At 64.4% G+C, this 16765-nt stretch carries 10 protein-coding genes and 1 pseudogene; 5 read left to right on the plus strand and 6 right to left on the minus strand.

Going from position 1 to position 16765, the window contains the following annotated elements; translation table 11 throughout:
• Positions 1–4: 4 nt before the first annotated feature.
• From QTI66_RS36485 to QTI66_RS36495, 3 genes are read right to left on the minus strand one after another with little or no spacing between them, the layout of a single operon-like run.
• A complete protein-coding gene (locus QTI66_RS36485) occupies positions 5–1798 on the minus strand; it encodes a hydantoinase B/oxoprolinase family protein (protein WP_286565260.1) in 1794 nt (597 codons plus the stop codon).
• The gene (locus QTI66_RS36490; protein ID WP_286565261.1) at positions 1795–3873 is read right to left on the minus strand and encodes a hydantoinase/oxoprolinase family protein; all 2079 of its coding nucleotides are present in this window, start codon (positions 3871–3873) and stop codon (positions 1795–1797) included. Before QTI66_RS36490 ends, QTI66_RS36485 begins: the two co-directional genes overlap by 4 nt.
• Positions 3874–3891: 18 nt before the next feature.
• On the minus strand, positions 3892–4740 hold the full coding sequence (locus QTI66_RS36495) for a fumarylacetoacetate hydrolase family protein (RefSeq protein WP_286565262.1): 849 nt from the start codon (positions 4738–4740) through the stop codon (positions 3892–3894).
• A gap of 156 nt (positions 4741–4896) precedes the next feature.
• Between QTI66_RS36495 and QTI66_RS36500 the strand changes: the two genes are divergently transcribed.
• The gene (locus QTI66_RS36500; protein WP_286565263.1) at positions 4897–5835 is read left to right on the plus strand and encodes a LysR family transcriptional regulator; all 939 of its coding nucleotides are present in this window, start codon (positions 4897–4899) and stop codon (positions 5833–5835) included.
• A gap of 387 nt (positions 5836–6222) precedes the next feature.
• Here QTI66_RS36500 and QTI66_RS36505 read toward each other — a convergent pair whose 3' ends face one another.
• Entirely contained in the window at positions 6223–8478 is a 2256-nt protein-coding gene (locus QTI66_RS36505) for a DUF6351 family protein (protein ID WP_286565264.1), read from the minus strand.
• A 32-nt stretch (positions 8479–8510) separates the two neighbouring features.
• Positions 8511–10736, minus strand: a complete 2226-nt coding sequence (locus QTI66_RS36510; RefSeq protein ID WP_286565265.1) for a DUF6351 family protein — start codon at positions 10734–10736, stop codon at positions 8511–8513.
• Between the two features lie 298 nt (positions 10737–11034).
• Between QTI66_RS36510 and QTI66_RS36515 the strand changes: the two genes are divergently transcribed.
• The 3 genes from QTI66_RS36515 to QTI66_RS36525 are packed head-to-tail and all read left to right on the plus strand — an operon-like array spanning position 11035 to position 13441.
• Positions 11035–12120: a PAS domain-containing sensor histidine kinase gene (locus QTI66_RS36515; RefSeq protein ID WP_286565266.1), complete on the plus strand. Its 1086-nt coding sequence runs from the start codon at positions 11035–11037 to the stop codon at positions 12118–12120.
• Entirely contained in the window at positions 12117–12752 is a 636-nt protein-coding gene (locus tag QTI66_RS36520; RefSeq protein ID WP_286565267.1) for a response regulator, read from the plus strand. Before QTI66_RS36515 ends, QTI66_RS36520 begins: the two co-directional genes overlap by 4 nt.
• Before the next feature lie 47 nt (positions 12753–12799).
• Complete coding sequence (locus QTI66_RS36525) at positions 12800–13441, plus strand: glutathione S-transferase family protein (protein WP_286565268.1); 642 nt, start codon at positions 12800–12802, stop codon at positions 13439–13441.
• Between the two features lie 63 nt (positions 13442–13504).
• Here the strand turns inward: QTI66_RS36525 and QTI66_RS36530 are convergent, their stop codons facing one another.
• Positions 13505–15895, minus strand: a complete 2391-nt coding sequence (locus tag QTI66_RS36530) for a DUF6351 family protein (RefSeq protein WP_286565269.1) — start codon at positions 15893–15895, stop codon at positions 13505–13507.
• Positions 15896–16490: 595 nt separating this feature from the next.
• Between QTI66_RS36530 and QTI66_RS40035 the strand changes: the two are divergent.
• Positions 16491–16736: pseudogene (locus tag QTI66_RS40035) on the plus strand (IS6 family transposase); the annotation flags it as partial.
• Between the last annotated feature and the right edge of the window lie 29 nt (positions 16737–16765).

Genomic DNA, 16765 nt, shown 5'->3' on the forward strand with positions numbered 1-16765 from the left:
GGGCTCATTGCCCGTCCCAGGCGACCGTGTCGGGCGTGCCGTTGCCGGCGGCCCGCGGGGAGCTGCGCAGCTGTCGCGTGGCTTCCTGCTCGACCTGCCCGTTCGCATTCAGCGCGACGCGATACACCTCGCGCGCCACGCCGACACTGACGTAACCTTCGCGCACGTCCTCGGCAACCAATTCTGCATCGCGCTCGATCGGATCGCCGAAGCCGCCGCCGCCGCCCGAGAGCATCTTGTAGGCATCGCCACGCTCGAGCCGCACGTTGAAGATCTTGGCGTTCAGGTGGTCGGTCTTCCACTCGCCCTTGTGACGCACGGCGATGCCGTTGCCCATGGCGTCGGTGCCGCCTTCGAGGCCCCACGGCTTGCAATGGACGCGGTCGATGCGGGTCGTCACGGTGAAGGGCGAGAGCGCTTGCACCACCATCTCCGCACCCAGCCCGCCACGCTGGCGACCGGCACCGGCGCTGTCCTGCCGGATTTCGTACTTCTCCACGAGCACCGGGTACTTCGCTTCAAGCTGCTCGGTCGGGCTGTTGTGCGTGTCACCGTCGTTGATGCATACCGTGACCGACACGCCGTCTTCGCCCGACTTCGCGCCCCAGCCTCCCCCCAAGGGGCCGATGCCCACGATGAACAGGCGACCATCTTCCGGCGAGATGCCGTGGATGTTCGGGAACACAAGGTCGGCATGGTGGCCGGCAATGGAGCGGTGCGGAATCGCGGGCGCCAGTGCCTTGAAGATCGTGTCGATCACCGTCATCGGGAAGGTCATCCACACGCGCATCGGGTACGGGCGCTCGGCGCTGATCACGGTGCCCATCGGCATGATGACTTTCAGCGGCCGAAAGCTGCCGTCGTTCACCGGGTAGTCGGTCGGCGTGGTCAGGCACTTGTAGGCCACCTGCGCACAGGCGATGCCGGTGGTGAAGCCGGAGTTGTAGAAGCCGCGCACCTGCTTGCTCACGTCCGACAGGTCCACCGTCATCTCATCGCCGGTGACGGTGACTTTCACGCGGATCGGGATGCGCTTGCCGATGTCCAGTCCGTCGTCATCCATGAAGGACTCGGCCTCGTACACGCCGTCGGGGATCGACAAGGTGTTCTTGCGCGCCACCGCTTCGCTGGAGTCCATGATCTGGCGGATGGAGCCATTCACTGCATCAATGCCGTATCGCTGCAGCAACTCGGAATAGCGACGCTCGCCGGTGGTGATGGCGGTGATCTGCGCGCGCAGATCGCCCAGCGCACGTTCAGCCAGCCGCACGTTCATTGCGATGATGTCGATCAGGTCCTGGTTGATCACGCCTTCACGCTGGTACTTCATGATGGGGATCTGGATCCCCTCGCTGAAGATGTCGGTCGTCACATTGCCCAGCGTGCCGCCCACGTCCAGCCAGTGCGCCATACAGCAGGTGAAGCCTTCGAGCTTGCCCTCGTGGAACACGGGCATCGTGAACGTGAAGTGGTTCAGGTGGCTGCCGGTGGTGTAGGCGTCGTTGGTGACAAGGATGTCGCCCGGCAGGATGTTCTCGTAGCCGAAGTGGCGGATCTTGGCCTTCACCGTCTCGGACATGCCGCGGATGAACATCGGCAGGCCCAAGCCAATGGAGACGGTGTCGCCTTCCTTGGTGAACAGACCCACCGTGAAGTCCAGCGCTTCGTAGATGATGAGGTTGTAAGCGGTACGTGTGAGGTTGGTCTTCATCTCCTCCGTCACGGCGTACAGGCCGTTGCGGATGATTTCGACGGTGATCGGATCGATAGCCGGGTTGGTTTCTTGGGTCGTGTTCATGATCTGTCGCTCCCGATGGCGATTTGAAGGTTGCCGAGTTCGTCTACGCGCAGCGAGTCTCCGGGCTGCACAACGGTGGTGGATGCGTGCTCCTCGATCAGTGCCGGCCCTGTGATCTCGTTGCCCGCCAGCAGAAGGTCGCGGATGTAGACCGGCGTGTCGGCCCAGCCGCCCGAGCGGAAATACACAAGCTTCGTGGTCCGTACAGCCACCGTGTCCGGCGTTGCCTTGCCCTTTTCCACGCTGTGCTTCGGTGGCTTCTTCATGGTGCCCAGCACGGTCACGCGCAGGCTCACCAGGTCGGCCGGCTCCTTCGGCGCAGACGTGCCGTATCGCACCTTGTGAAGTTCATCGAATTGCTGCTTGATGGCTGAGCGGTCGCGGCCCTCGAAATACGTCAACGGCAGGTCCACCGTGACGGCGTGCTCCTGGCCCACGTAGCGCATGTCGGCCGCACGCTCGATCACCACGCCGTCAGCCTGAATGCCGGACTGCGCCAGCGCGGCACGACCCTCGTCTTCCATCTTCTTGTAGGCCGCCTCGATCTCCTCGAAAGACACGTCGTTGAGCTTGCGGAACACCGAGCGCACGTAGTCGTAGCGCAGGTCGGAGAACAACATGCCGTAGGCCGAGAAGTAGCCCGGCGCATAGGGGATCAGCACCTTGCGGATGCCGATCTCGCGGGCAATGGCCGAGGCGTGTAGCGGGCCAGCGCCGCCGTACACCACCATCGTGAAGCTGCCGGCGTCCAGGCCGCGCTCGGTGGTCACGGCCTTCACGGCGTGCGACATCTGTGTCACCGCAATGCGCAGGATGCCATCGGCCGCCTCGGTTGGCTCCAGGCCCAAGGGGCCGGCCACGCGCTCCGCCATCTGGCGCTTGCACCCTTCCATGTCGAGCTTGAGTTCGCCGCCCAGGAAGTGCTCAGCGTCCAGTCGGCCCAACAGCAAGTTGGCGTCCGTCACGGTCGGCTCCTTGCCGCCGCGGCCATAAGCCACCGGACCAGGAATGGAGCCAGCGCTCTGCGGCCCCACGCGCAGCGCGTTGCCGGTTTCCACGCGGGCGATAGAGCCACCGCCAGTGCCGACTTCGTGGATGTCCATCATCGGGATCTGAATCGGCAGTGCTCGCTCGTACCCGCCGATCAACGCCGAGCCGGTCGTGAGTGGGCGGCCTTCGCTGATCACGCCGGCCTTGGCCGTCGTGCCGCCCATGTCGAAGGCGATCGCGTCGCCCATGCCGAGCTGCGCACAGATGGCTTGCGCCCCGATCACGCCGGCCGCGGGGCCGGACTCCAGCATGCGAACGCAGCCCACCTTGGCGTGCTCCACCGGGAACAGACCGCCGGTCGATTGCACGATATAGAAATCGCCATCGAAGCCCTTGCCAGACAGGTGGGTCTCCAACTGGCCGAGGTACTCGGACACACGCGGACCCACGTAGGCGTTGGCCACCGCAGTGGAGACGCGCTCGAATTCGCGGTACTCCTGACTCAGTTCATGCGATGCGCACACGAAGGCGCCCGGAATTTCTTCCTGCAGGATCTGCTTGACGCGCTGTTCGTGCGCCGGGTTGCGGTAGGAATGCAGCAGCAGCACGGCCACCGCCTCCACGTTCTGGCCCTTCAGATCGCGTGCCAGCTCACGCACAGCGGCTTCGTCGAGGGCCTTGTGCGTGCTGCCGTCGGCGCGCAGGCGTTCGGCCACCTCAAAGCGCAGCGATCGCTTGACCAGCGGCTGGTGTTTGTTGAAGAAGAGGTTGTAGGCGTCGGGGCGGTTCACCCGGCCGATCTCGTAGATGTCGCGGAAGCCCTCGGTAATCAACAGCGCCGTGTTGGCGCCAGTGCGCTCCAGCAGCGTGTTGATCGCGATGGTGGAGCCGTGCAGGAACAGGTGGCCGTCGCGCCAGTCGATCTTCGCGCTGTCGATGGTGGCCTGGATGCCGTTGACGAGTGCGCCATGCGTGGACAGTGCCTTGCCGAACAGCAGTTTGCCGCTGGCCTCGTCGAAGGCGGCCATGTCGGTGAATGTGCCGCCGATGTCAACGGCGATTCGCAGTTTGGGTTTGTTAGCCATGGGGGATCTCCTTGGGGGTCAGGCTTCGACGCCGATGCGGTTGCGCAGTACGCCAAGGCCGGTTATTTCGACCTCGACGACATCGCCGTCCTTCATGTACAGCGGCGGTTCGCGCCGATCGCCGACGCCACCGGGCGTGCCGGTGGCGATCACGTCGCCCGGCGAAAAGGGTGTAAAGCGCGAGATGTATTCGACGAGCACGGGGATGTCGAAGATGAGGTCGCTGAGGCTCGCCTTCTGCATCACGTTGCCGTTGACACGTGTCTCCAGCGCCAATTGCGTCACGTCGGGCACTTCGTCACGGGTGAGCAGGTAAGGGCCGAAGGGGCCGGTGCCGGGAAAGTTCTTGCCCGGAGTGAACTGGTGCGTGTGGCGCTGCCAGTCACGCACGCTGATGTCGTTGAAGCAGGCGTAGCCGGCGATGTGCTCGAAAGCCTTTGCCTTGGGGATGTGACGCCCACCCTTGCCGATCACGAAGGCCAGTTCGCCTTCCCAATCGAAGCGCTCGGAGAACGAGGGGCGCAGCACCACGTCCCCATTGGCGGCCAGCGTATCGTTGAAGCGCAGGAAGAGCGAGGGGTACTCGCTGTCACCGCGCTTGGTCTCCGCGACGTGGGTCTTGTAGTTCAGGCCCACGCAGATGAGTTTGCCGGGGTTGGGGATCACCGGCAGGGCCTGCGTGGCTGACGGCTGAACTGCCGTGCCGTTTGCTGCGGCCTTTTCCAGTTCGGCCAGCGCATCGGCACGAAGCACGGCGGCGAGGTCGGGAAAGCGGCTGAGGAAATCGGCCGGCGGTTGCAGGTAGTGGTCGCCCTGGACCACTCCGTAGGTGGCCTTCCCGGCGTGGTGGAAGCTGACGAGTTTCAAGGTGTCTCCTCGGATACATCGCTGCGTTTCGGCTCGGGGTGAGTCGTGTCTGCCCAGCGCGTAGAGCAAATGTAAAAATCAGCGAGCTCTTCGCATAGATAGAATTCAGAGGATTCAGACTTGCCTCATTTGGCATGGCTTGGAGGGGTATTCCCTATGAACATCTCGAACGTGCGGCTCTTCCTCGAAGTCGTGGAGGCCGGCAGCCTCAGCAAGGTCGCGGCGCGACGGCAGACGGTGCAATCGCACGTCAGCCGGCAGATCAGCGATTTCGAGTCAGGCTTTGGTGGTCCGCTGTTTCGGCGCACCGGCCGGGGCGTAGCGCTGACCGAACTTGGCGCTCGCGCGCAGGTGCGGCTGCGCGCGTGGTTGCAAGAGACCGAGCGGCTGGAAGAGGAACTGCGCGCAGAGTCTGGCAAGTTGCTCGGGGAAGTACGCCTTGGCATCATTCCCTCGGCCGCGCATCCGCTGATGACGCGCCTGTTCGAGCGCTTGCAGGTGGAGCATCCCGGCATCCGGCTCAACATCGCAGAGTCGCAAGGCACGGAACTCGACACGATGCTCGACAGTGGTGCCGTGGACTTGGCGATCCTTTTTCGCTTCAATCGTCCGAACACGCGCGACGAGAAATTGTTGAGCGTCGCGCACACCTACCTCGTGTCTGCGCCGGGAGACGAGATCACGCAAGGGCCGACGGTCAATTTCGCGCGCCTGTCGGGTCTGCGTTTGGTGCTGCCCAGACGCCCCAGTCATTGGCGCAATGCGCTCGACGAAGCCGCGCGCAGCCAGGGGTTCAAGCTCGAATCAGTCGCGCAGGCGGATTCGTTGCTGGTGCAAAAGGAACTGGTGGCCCATACGCCGGGACTCTACACGGTGCTGGGTCCGTACTCAATCACGGACGAACTGAAGAAGGGCACGTTGCAAGCCAGCAAGCTGGTCAAACCGGACCTCACTCGTCACGTGACGCTTGCCTTCCCCAAGCAAGGCAAGCTTTCGCCTGCGTGCCGCGTGGTGTCGGAGGTCATCCAGCAATTGGCACAGTCGTGGGGCCACCAACTGACGGAGCCTGCGCCCCCGCTGCGAACTGGGCAGTGAACGTGTTGGCAGACCGTGGGTGAAGGAGCGCTGACATGCGCAAACCTGTCGTAGGGCGATCAGTTGCGACGGACAGCAACGGGCCCTGACCTCCAGTTGGGCGGGCAAGCAAGCAGTCGTTCGACTCTACGACAGAGAGTTGGCCGTAGGGATGCAGCGGGCCTACGACTGCAATACCTTGGAACCGGTCCTCAATACCCAAGCCTTTTTGGCCTTGCAACGACAGGAAGCGGCATCACAGCATGAGTTCGTTGAGCGACCCGCAAAGACAGCTGACGCTGCGAAGCGGTTGCTGACTTGCTGGTCCGCCCAAGGGTGGTCCCCGTCGACCGGAGTTGAGCGCGCCCGCGGCATTGACTTCGACCTCGGGCCGCCGTGCCGCGCGAGTCAATACCGAAGCCACACGCCTTTCAACTTGGCTTGCCCCACGCCGGGCTTCGAGAAGTCGCAGACGCCTTGCGGAAAGACGCTTTGCAGCCGCAGCTTCTCCGCGCCCGTGAAGACCACCGGCGCATAGTCCGCATCGTCAATCGGCTTCAACTGGCACTTCAGCACGTCGTCGCTCACCGGTCCGCCAGCCACCATCCGCGGCGCGGGCGTCTTCGGGTACAGGGTGTTGCACACACTGCTGTCGTTCAGCGTTGCCACTTCCTTGTGGCGGGTGCTGTCCCGCACGTCCCAGCATGAGTCCACCGCGTCGCCCGGCTTGTACTGCACCACCTTGTCGGCCGTGAGCGGCGCAGGGTCGGCAGTGATGCCGTCGAGCCAGCTCGTCATGAGCGCCATGCGTGCCAGCAGCAGGTCGCGCATCAGCACCGACAGCGGTGCGACCTGCGCCGGGATGCCGATGACTTGCGCCAGCTGCGGGTTCGGGAACAGCCAGATCACCTGGTTGTCGGCACGGCCGTTGGCCTTCTTCAACTGCTCGCGGATCTTGATGTCGTTGTAGATCGTGTGGATGTCGCCTGCGGGCTCCGCATAAGGGTGCACGCTCAGGATCGGCACGGTGGCAAGGCCGCCGCTGCCCGAGCCGATGCGGCCCATTTCGTAGCTGCGCGCCAGCGCCTCGGCGTCCGCCACGGTGCGCTGCGGCCTCAAGATGTTGCCGTCGTCGTCGAAGCCGCCGACGTTCTCGTTCACGTCCAGGAACTGCGTCGTGGTGATGGTGCCCTTCTTCAGCCCGTCGAGGCCGTACTGCACGCCCACGTTGTCAAGTGGACGGCGCACGATGCCCTTGGCCGGATCGCGCCCCAGCGTGTTGGCGTTGATGTCATACACCGTGCAGCGCGCACCCGTCGGATTCGTCACCGGGTTGTAGACCTTGCTCGCATCGACCAACCCGCACGCCGGTGAAACGGAGCCGCTGGTGGCCAGCACGGCGTCGCCATTGCCGGCGTCCCAGTTGGCGCATGTCGTGCCCAAGGCCGTGTTCATGTGGCCTTCGAAGGCCTTGCGAACGGCCGATGAGACCGGGTTGGCCTGGAAGTAGCGATTGAGCAGGCGGCAGTCGGACACCGCCATGGCCGTGCCGAACACGTCCGGAAAGGCCGCGTCCGGCATGATCCCGTCGAGGATGCCGGGGTAGTTCTGCGCGATCATCATCTGCTGGATCGCGCCGCCCGAGCCGCCCATGCCGACGACCCAGCGCGGCACGCCGTAGGCCTTGGCAATGTGCTCGCGGATCATCGTGGCGGTCTCTGCGGCCACCACGTCGTTCACGTTCACCTTGTTGATGTTGAGCGTCGAGACGACGTAGGCAAAGCCGCGTTCGAGCGCCTTGATGCTCTGCTGGTCGATGGCGTCGGACTTGAACGCATCGTTCAGCGTGTTGGAGCCCTGGTTGTATTGCGCCGCGGTCGATTCGCCGAAGCGGAACACAACGCGCTGATTCCAGCCTGCGCCATTCCATTGGCCAGCAACAGACGGGTCATCCAGCACCGCGATGCGATAGATCGAACGGTTGATGGTGCCGGACTCCACCCGCACGATGAAAGGCACCGCCTTGCCGTCGATCGTCGTGGCCGTCCCGACGTCGGCAGGGCGCGAGCCGAGCGGATCGGTCAAGGCCTTGCGCACGCCCGCCTGCGTGAAATAGAACCAGTCGTAGCGCGTGGCCACCGAGCAGTTGGCGTCGAGCGGCGCGCCCAGGCCGGACTCGACCGTGCGACATTCGAAAGGCGTGAGTTGCGGGCCGGAGAACATCGGCCCGGTGATCGGATGGTTCGTCACCACGATGTCGCCGTAGGCCTTGTCGGTGCCGATCTTCGCGACCAGCTTGTTCTCGCCGAGGGCCAGGCCCGACACCAGGCCGCGCAGGCTGCGCCCGTCGCCGGAGGGCTTGAGGCTTGCGGTGACGTCATCGCCGTTGCGGGAGACCTTGACGTCCCTTGCGTCGAGTTCAGCAGGCACGCTCACCTCGACGAGTGCGTCACCGCCGCTGACCAGGTCGGCACTGCTGGACAGCGTGGCCATCTTGAGCGCGACAGGTGCAGGTGTTTGCGGATTGCCGGGGTTGTTCGGCGCGCCTGCGGAGCCGCCGTTGTTGCTGCCGCCGCCGCAGGACGCGAGGCCGCCGATCAGCACGCAGCCCAGCAAGGCCGCCAGCGCGCTCTTGCGCACGCCGTGGCCGGTTCGTTCATTCATTGCTAATTTCTCCAGTGTTGTTGTCTTGGGAATCAAAGGCCCGCAGGCCGGCCCATGTCGGCCTTTGAATAGTCGCAAACGCCATCCGGGAAGATGCGGGCGAGCCAGCTCTTTTCCGCGGCAGTGAAGGGGTCGGCCGCGCCGCCTGCGCCGCCTGCGCCGCCTGCGCTGGGTGCGTAGGTGCCATCGGCCAGCGCGGTGGCGATGGGCTTGGGGGCGCACTTGAACATGTCGCCGCGGTACGAATCACCAGCCACCATGCGCGGGCTGGTGTTGACCTTGAAGCGCTGCGTGCACGCGCCGGGGCTGCCGCCATCGAGGATGCCGTTCCACACCTGCGCACCAGATGCGATGGGCTGGCCGGTGGCGTCGAAGCACTGGTCTTCGAAACGCGCCGGCTTCGTGCCTGCAAGCATGTAGGCGTCGAGCACCGCCAGCGCATCGGTGGCCCGCGTGGCAACCCCACTCGTGCTTGTCTCGTTGGTGAACCAGATCACCTGATTGTCAACGTTGCCGCCGCCAGCCTGCAGCCGTGCACGCGCCGAGAACGATTGGCGCGAGTTGTGCATGTCGAGCACGTCTTCCTTCCAGGGCCGCAGGTCGATGAGCGGGATGCCGAGCTTCTTGCCCGTGAACACCTGCCCTGAGGTGTAGGCCGCGTTCATCGCCTTCACGTTGCCGCTGCGACGCGGCGCCGGCGTGCCCGCGTCAGTACGGCAACTCGCGCTGCGCTGCATGTTGCGGCTGTCGAAGGGGTCGGTGGGCGGCAGCAGCCAGTTCAGGAACTGGTCCTGCTCCTTCCAGCTGCCGGCGCAGGCGTTGATGCGAAGGAACTCCTGCGTGCTGATGGCGCCGTCCTTCAGCGCCTTCAGGCCGTACTGCACGCCGACGTTGTCGATGGGGATGGGCGCGAAGCCCTGCGCGTCGATGCCGTAGATGTTGGCGAGGTCGTTGAAGTGCGTCCACTTCACGTCCGCGAAGGCGGTAGGCCAGCCCAGTGCCTTGGCCGTTTGCGGATACGCCGGGTCGGTGAACACGGGGTTGAACACGACCGGGCCTGCCTTGCCCCAGCCTTCGATGCATTCCGACGAGCCGGTGCCGCCCAGGAAACTGTTACTTCGCGTGTTGCTGGTGGCGAGCCCTTCGATGAGTGTGCGGTTGGTCCACGTGGCCCACATGGAGGTCGGGTCCAGCGCCACTTCGTCCTTGAAGTACTGCTCCAGCAGCGGGCAGTCGGACACATAGGGCACCTGCGTGATCATGTCCGGATAGGACTGGATCGGTACGCCCGCATCGAACAAGCCCTGCGGCCGGTTCTGCCCATACACGTACTGCTGCACCGCGCCGCCGGAGATGCCCATGGCCACGGTGTACTTCGGCTTGCCGTAGGTCTGCACGAAGTGCTCCTTGACCATCACCGCCGTCTCTTCGCCCAGCGTGAGGTTGTAGTGCACGCCGGTCTCGTTGCCCGATGACGAGACGACCGCGTAGCCCTGCTCCAGCAGGCGCGGCATCACCGGCTTTTCTTCACTCCACAGCCCGCCGAACCACATGGCCTTGCCCTGCTGGTGGCCCACGCCGACGCCGCCGCGCATCCAGTAGACGAGCTTCTGGTTCCATGCCGTGTTGTTGAGGTCCTGCGCCTGCGCGGCGGTCTCCGCAAAGGGCGCGAGCATGGCCACGCTGTAGGCAAAGCGGTTGATGGTGCCGGCCTCGACGCGCACGACGAAGGGCACATCCGCGCCATTGACCTTTACCGTCTTCAGGTTGGCAGGCGGCGTGGCGAACTGCGTCGCCGGATCGAAGGGCGCGAAGTCAGTGCCCGTGAAGTAAAAGTAGCGCAGCTGCGTCTTCACGCCGCAGCGCCTGCTGTAGCCCAGCAGCGGGCTGCTCGTGTTGCCCGGTGTCTGGTAGACCGGCTGGCCCACGCCGTCCTGGTTGTCCACCTCGGGCGCGCCGAGGTTCGACAACTGCGTGAGGCACAGGAAGGCGGGCTGCTGGGGTCCGCTGAACTCCGTCTCGCCGGACGGCCCCATGTCGCCGACCCAGAACTTCAAGTTGGCCAGCGAGACCTCGGGGCGCTTCGTACCGGGATCCGGGACATCGCCGCCGCTCACCGGTGGCGGCGCGTTGTTGTTGCCCGATGGCGCTGGAGAACCACCACTACTGCCACCACCGCAACCCACCATCAAGGCCGCGGCCAAGGCCACACCCGTCCACGCGGCCGCGCTACGCGCCCGCTTCCAGCACTCATTCATCGCGTTGTCTCCATGTGGGTACCGCCACCGGTAGCCCGTTTGTTTTCACATGCTTGCCTTGCCAGCGCGCAGTGCTGCACGGGCATCCGATGCTAGGGATCGCGCCGGCATGCGACCAGTCAGATCAACGGGAACTTCCTGTCAGAAAAACGGGTGCGCGGCTCAGGGCAATTACCAAGCGATCTGCGGTTTGTGCTGACGCCGCGCCCGGGTGGAGTCGGTACCATCAGGTAACACCAGTTAACAATTCGGAGACTGCGATGGGGTGCGCCCCATCGACGGCGCGCGAGCAAGAACAATGACGCATGAGACCCCTGATGCCCACGGCATCGATTCCGTCCCGTTTCGCGGGATCGTCGAACAGTCCGTTGCCGGCATCTACATCCTGCAGGACGAGCACTTCCACTACGCCAACGCCACCTTCGGCGCGATGGCCGGCTATTCGGTCGAAGAGATGGCCGGCCGCCCCTTGCGCGAATGCGTGCCGCCCAACTACGAGGCGGAGGTGATGGACCGCTACAACAAGCGCATCTCCGGCGAAGTCAAGAGCATGCGATTCATCACGCAAGGCTTGCATCGCGACGGGCACGTGGTGTACATCGAGGTGCATGGCGAGGCGATGGAATACCGCGGCCGGCCGGCGATCGTCGGAGTCGGCGTCAACATCAGCGCGCAGGTGCAGCGCGATGCCGAACTGCGGCAATCGCGCCAGGAATACCGTGAACTGGCATCGCACCTCAACACCATCCGCGAGCAGCAACGGGCCGAATACGCGCGCGAAGTGCACGACGTGCTCGGCGGCTTGCTGACCTCGATGAAGCTCGACGTGGGGCGCATCTCGCGCCGTTCGCGTTCGCGGGCCATCCGGGGAATTGCGTCGGACCTCAACGCGCTGCTGGTCGAGGCGATCGACAACGTGCGCGAGTTGTCCGAATCGATGCGGCCACAGTTGCTGGACCATCTGGGACTGCACGCGGCGATGGCCAGTCACCTCAAGCGCTTCTGCGAACGATCCGGCCTGCGCATGAGCATGCATCCGGTGGAGTTCGACGACCTCGACCTGTGCCGCTGGCGCTCCATCGCCGTCTACCGCATCTTTCAGGAAGCCCTGACCAACGTGGCGCGCCACGCCAATGCCACGGCCGTCGCGGTGCGCCTGCGCCGGTCGGACGACGCGTTCTGGCTCGAGATCGAGGACAACGGCTGCGGCATGCCGCTCGCCATGGCGATGCGCGACCCTTCGCGCTTTTCCCTGGGCCTGATCTCGATGCGCGAACGCGCCCACGAGATCGGCGGCACCCTCACGATCGACTCGGCCCCGGGCGCAGGCACCAAGGTGACACTGCACGCGCCGATCACCGACAACCCCCTGCTCTACTCATGATCAACATCCTCACCATCGACGACCACGCCATGTTCCGCTCGGGGCTGCGCAAGGTGCTGCAGGATGCTCCGGACATCGAGCGCGTCGAGGAAAGCGGCGAGTGGCGCGAAGGCCTGCAGATGCTCGAGCGCGGCGACACGCATGTGCTGTTGCTGGACATCAACCTGCCCGACCGCAGCGGCCTCGATGTGCTGGACATGGTGCATGCGCGCTTTCCTGCGGTCCACGTGATCATGCTGAGCATGTACGCCGAACCGCAATACGCCATCCGCGCCTTGCGCAACGGCGCCAAGGGCTACGTGGCGAAGGACATGGAGGCCTCGGACCTGATTGCCGCCATCCGCAACGTGAACCGCGGCAAGAAATTCGTGACGCCGGCCGTGGCGCAGGCCCTGCTCGATTCACTGCACGGCTCGGCCACCAGCCCGAGGCCGCACGAGCACCTGTCGGCGCGCGAGGCGCAGATCCTGCGGATGATCGTGACCGGCGACGCCTTGACGGCCATCGCAGAACGCCTGTCGATCAACGTGAAGACGGTCAGCACCTACCGCCGCCGGATCCTCGAGAAGCTGGGCGTTGCGTCCAACGCGCAACTGGTGCAGTACGCGGTGCACAACAGGCTGGTGGACTGAAGCCGGATTGCTGCGAAGATGGGCAACCCATCCACCAGGAAACCGCCGTGCTCATCATCCATCACCTCGGCAAGTCGCAATCGGAGCGCATCGTGTGGCTGTGCGAAGAGCTCGGCTTGCCTTACGAACTCAGGCACTACGTCCGCGATCCCGCGACGGCGCTGGCGCCGCCGGAACTCGTCGCGCTGCACCCGCTGGGCACGGCACCGGTGATCACCGACGGCGAACTCGTGCTCGCCGAGTCGGGTGCCATCGTGGAATACATCATCGCGAAGTACGCCGGCGGCCGGTTGACCCTCGGGCCGGACCACCCCGACTACCCCCACTACATTTTCTGGTGGCACTACGCCAACGGAAATTTCCAGCCCAACATGGGCCGCAACATGTTCGTGCGGCGGCTCAAGGTACCTGCCGACAACCCGATTGCCGCGCGGCTGCACAACCGGCTTGTCGGGGCTTATGCACTGATCGAGAAGCGGCTTGGCGAAGCGCCTTTTCTCGCTGGCGAGGACTTCACCGCTGCGGACATCATGCTGTTCTTCTCACTGACGACGATGCGCTACTTCATGCCCTTCGACCTCTCTCCCTATCGCAACATCCTTGCGTACCTGCAGCGGATTGCAGGGCGCGAGGCCTATCAGCGTGCGATGCACAAGGGCGATCCCGGCATGGCCCTCCTCCTCACCTGAATCGCGCCGGAGCATGAAAAAAGCCACCGCATGCGGTGGCTTTTTCAGTTTCAGGCGACCCGCTTACGGCATGCCCTGCCCGGGCTTGCTGTAGTCGCACACGCCTTCAGGAAAGACGGCGTTGAGCTTCTGCACGTCCGACGCGGTGGGCGTCCACGAACCGTAGGTGCCATCGGTAAGCGCCGTGTCCAGCGGTTTCAGCGCGCACTTGAAAATGCCGCCTTCGATCGGCGCGCCCGCAATGATGCGCGAGGTGCTGTACATCTGGAACGCCTGGGTGCAAGTGCCCTTGGGCTTGCTGTCGAGCACGCCATCCCAGACGTCGCCGCCCTTGGCCATCAGCGCACCGGTGTTGTCGAAGCAACTGTCGGCGGCGCGTTCCGGCCGGTTCTGGGCCACGCTGCGGCCCGGGTTGGCGCGGATCTTGTTGATCCACTCGTCGATCACCTCGAAGGCCATGGGAGACTGGTCGAAAGGCGTGGTGGTGCCGCGCGTCTCGGTGAACCAGATGACCTGGTTGTCCGAGTTGCCCATCTTGTTGCGGATGCGCTTGCGCACCGCAAAGGACTGGTGCACGTTGTGCATGTCCAGCTTGTGCTCCAGGTACGGGCGCCAGTCGATGGTCGGGATCTCCGATTGACCGGTGAAGATCAGGCCCGAGCGCAGGGTCGCCTTGATGCCCTCCATGTCGCCATGCGTGCGCGGTGCCGGCACGTTGGGCGTCGCCGGGTTCCACTGGTTCATGTTGCGCGCGCCCCAAGGGTCGAAGTAGCCCGGGACCGTGGCGGCCTTCTGCTGCTCGGGCGCGCTGGTTCCGTTGTACGGGAAGCCCTCCGCCACCATCTCGCTGGCACGCTTCCAGCCTCCGACCTTGAAATTGAGGTCCAGGAACTCCGCGGGCGTGATCTTGCCTTCCTTCATCGACTGCAGGCCGTACTGCACGCCGACGTTGTCCCAGTTGGAACGGGCATAACCATCGGCGCCGATGCCGTAGACGTTGCGCACGTCGTCGTAGTGGCTGAAGTGGATCGGGCCGAAGGCCGCGAGGTTCATGCGCGTGCCGGCCCGCCCCACGATGTTGTCCGCGTCGAAGGTCGGGTTCATTGCGCCAGCGGTCAGGCCCATCCACGCCTTGCGGCACTCGGTGGAGCCCGTGGCCATCTTGACGTTGGGCAGGTACGGTTGCAGCGCGAAGAACGGGTTGGCCACCGTCTCTTCGGCGTTCAGGCCCACCAGCCAGCTGCGGTTCTTGATGGATGTCGTCCACTTCGTGTTGGCGCGGTCGGTCACGTCCATGTAGTACTCGAGCAGCTCGCAGTCACCCACGTGCGGGATTTGCCCCACCATGTCGGGATACGGCTGCTGCGGAATGGCCGCGTCGATCAGGCCCGGATGGTTCTGCGGGTAGAGGTACTGCTGGATGCCGCCGCCCGAGCCGCCGATGCCCACGGTGTAACTGGGCACGCCGTAGCGCTTGATGAAGCCTTCCTTGGTCATCAGCGCCGTCTCGCCGCCGAGGATCATGTCGTAGTGCTCGCCGGTGCGCGTGCCGGTGGAATGGATCGCGGCATAGCCTTTGCCGACCTGCTCGATCGCACCCACGCGCGTGTCGGGGCCGCCTTGGTAGTGGCCGAAGCCCACGCCACCCTGGAACACATAGACGAGCCGCTTGTTCCACAGGCTTGTGTCGGGCTTGGTGGGGTCTTCGCCGAAGGGCGCGAGCATCACGTACTGGTAGATGAAGCGGTTGATCGTGCCGCGTTCCCAGCGCACGATGAAGTCAACTTGACGCCCGTCGGTCAGCGTCGTCTTGGCGATGTTCGATGGACGCGAGCCATCGGTCGGCATGGGCAAATAGTTCTTGTGGCTGGTGCCGCCGACCGGCAGGTAGTAGTACTGCACATAGGAGTCGATCGAGCAGTTGCGGCTGTAGCCCACGGTGGCGCCGCCGCTGTCCTTGACCGCGAAGTACTTGGTGTCGGTGGTGTCGGGCAATGGTTCCTTGCCGAGTTCGCTGACCACCGAGCACACGAAGGGTTCCTGTTGCGGACCGGCAAAGATCGGGCCCGTGATCGCATGGTTGTTGAGCTTGAGCGTGTCCAGCTTGCCCCGCGTCTTGTGGCGCACTTCCAGCGTGTTGTCGCCGAGCGCAAGGCCCGCGACCAAACCTTCAAGCCGGTCGGCGCTCGAAGCGAGCTTGGGGTCGATCTTCTCTCCGTTGAGCCACAACTCGATCTGGGCGTGCTCCTCTTTGGGCGCCAGCACAGCCACGCGTGCGTCGCCGCCGGACACATGCTCCGGCTTGCTCGACAACACCTGCAAGGAAACCTTGGCAGGCGTGCTGGGTGGAGGGTTTGTAGTGGGCGGGGGGCTGTTGTTGTCGCTACCGCCGCCGCAGGCGGCGATCATGACGGCGCCGGCCATGCTGGCGGCCATCAACTTCCATGAACTCATGCAGGTGTCTCCTCGTATTGGTCTTGAAGGCCCGGGGCAGACTGCGCAGCCAACCACGCAAGGCCTGCTTGATGCTAGGGTCGTGCCCATGTCATCACAAGTCAGCGATACGGGCTTTGCATGTCAGAAATCGATGATGGGGGAAACGCTCAGTCCCTCCCCTGCAGACACTCGTTGATGCGCGCTGTAGCAATGGCAAGGCCGACTGCCGATCCCGATACGTGGCCCATGACACATGATGGCCAACCACGCTGCCGAGTACCTCCCTCGATGCCGGCACGTCAAAGTGACGTGACTCGCGCCTTTCCAGGCATCACGACAATGTCGCTTCAAGACTGGCTGCTGACTTTCGAAATTCGCTGCCGAATGATGGCAGTCGCAGCAAGCTGACATTCAGCATTCTTCTGCCCGAGCGACTGATCTAACTTCGGTACTTGACCTTCGCCGACTACATCGAGGAATCTGGGTCGGGGGAGAACGGTGATCGGGTGGCTGACGCCAAAGGAGAACCACACGAAGACGCCGTCGCACGGGAAGGGCGCTGCAGCGATGCGACCTTCTACATATGGCGCGCCTAGTACGGCGGCATGGACGTGCCCGCGCGAACAACCGAGCCGAAAACACCCATCAGCCCACTCGTGAGCGCGAGCGGCGCATGCGAGGCTTTCGCCTGCCTGGACGCGCGCAAGCTTTTCTCCCAAGCTTTGGCCCCATCCGTCAGCACTTTGCAATCAAGCGCCATTTGTTGTGCGCATCGCTCTGCCGCAAGCAACTGGCCGCCCGCTTCGAAGCAAGGCGCCATTTCACCGGCATCGCCGAAAATCCGTCCGTCGCATTTTGAGCAGCGATCCCCAGACCGTTTTCGCGCTT

Source organism: Variovorax brevis, assembly GCF_030317105.1.
GTDB lineage: Bacteria > Pseudomonadota > Gammaproteobacteria > Burkholderiales > Burkholderiaceae_C > Variovorax > Variovorax brevis.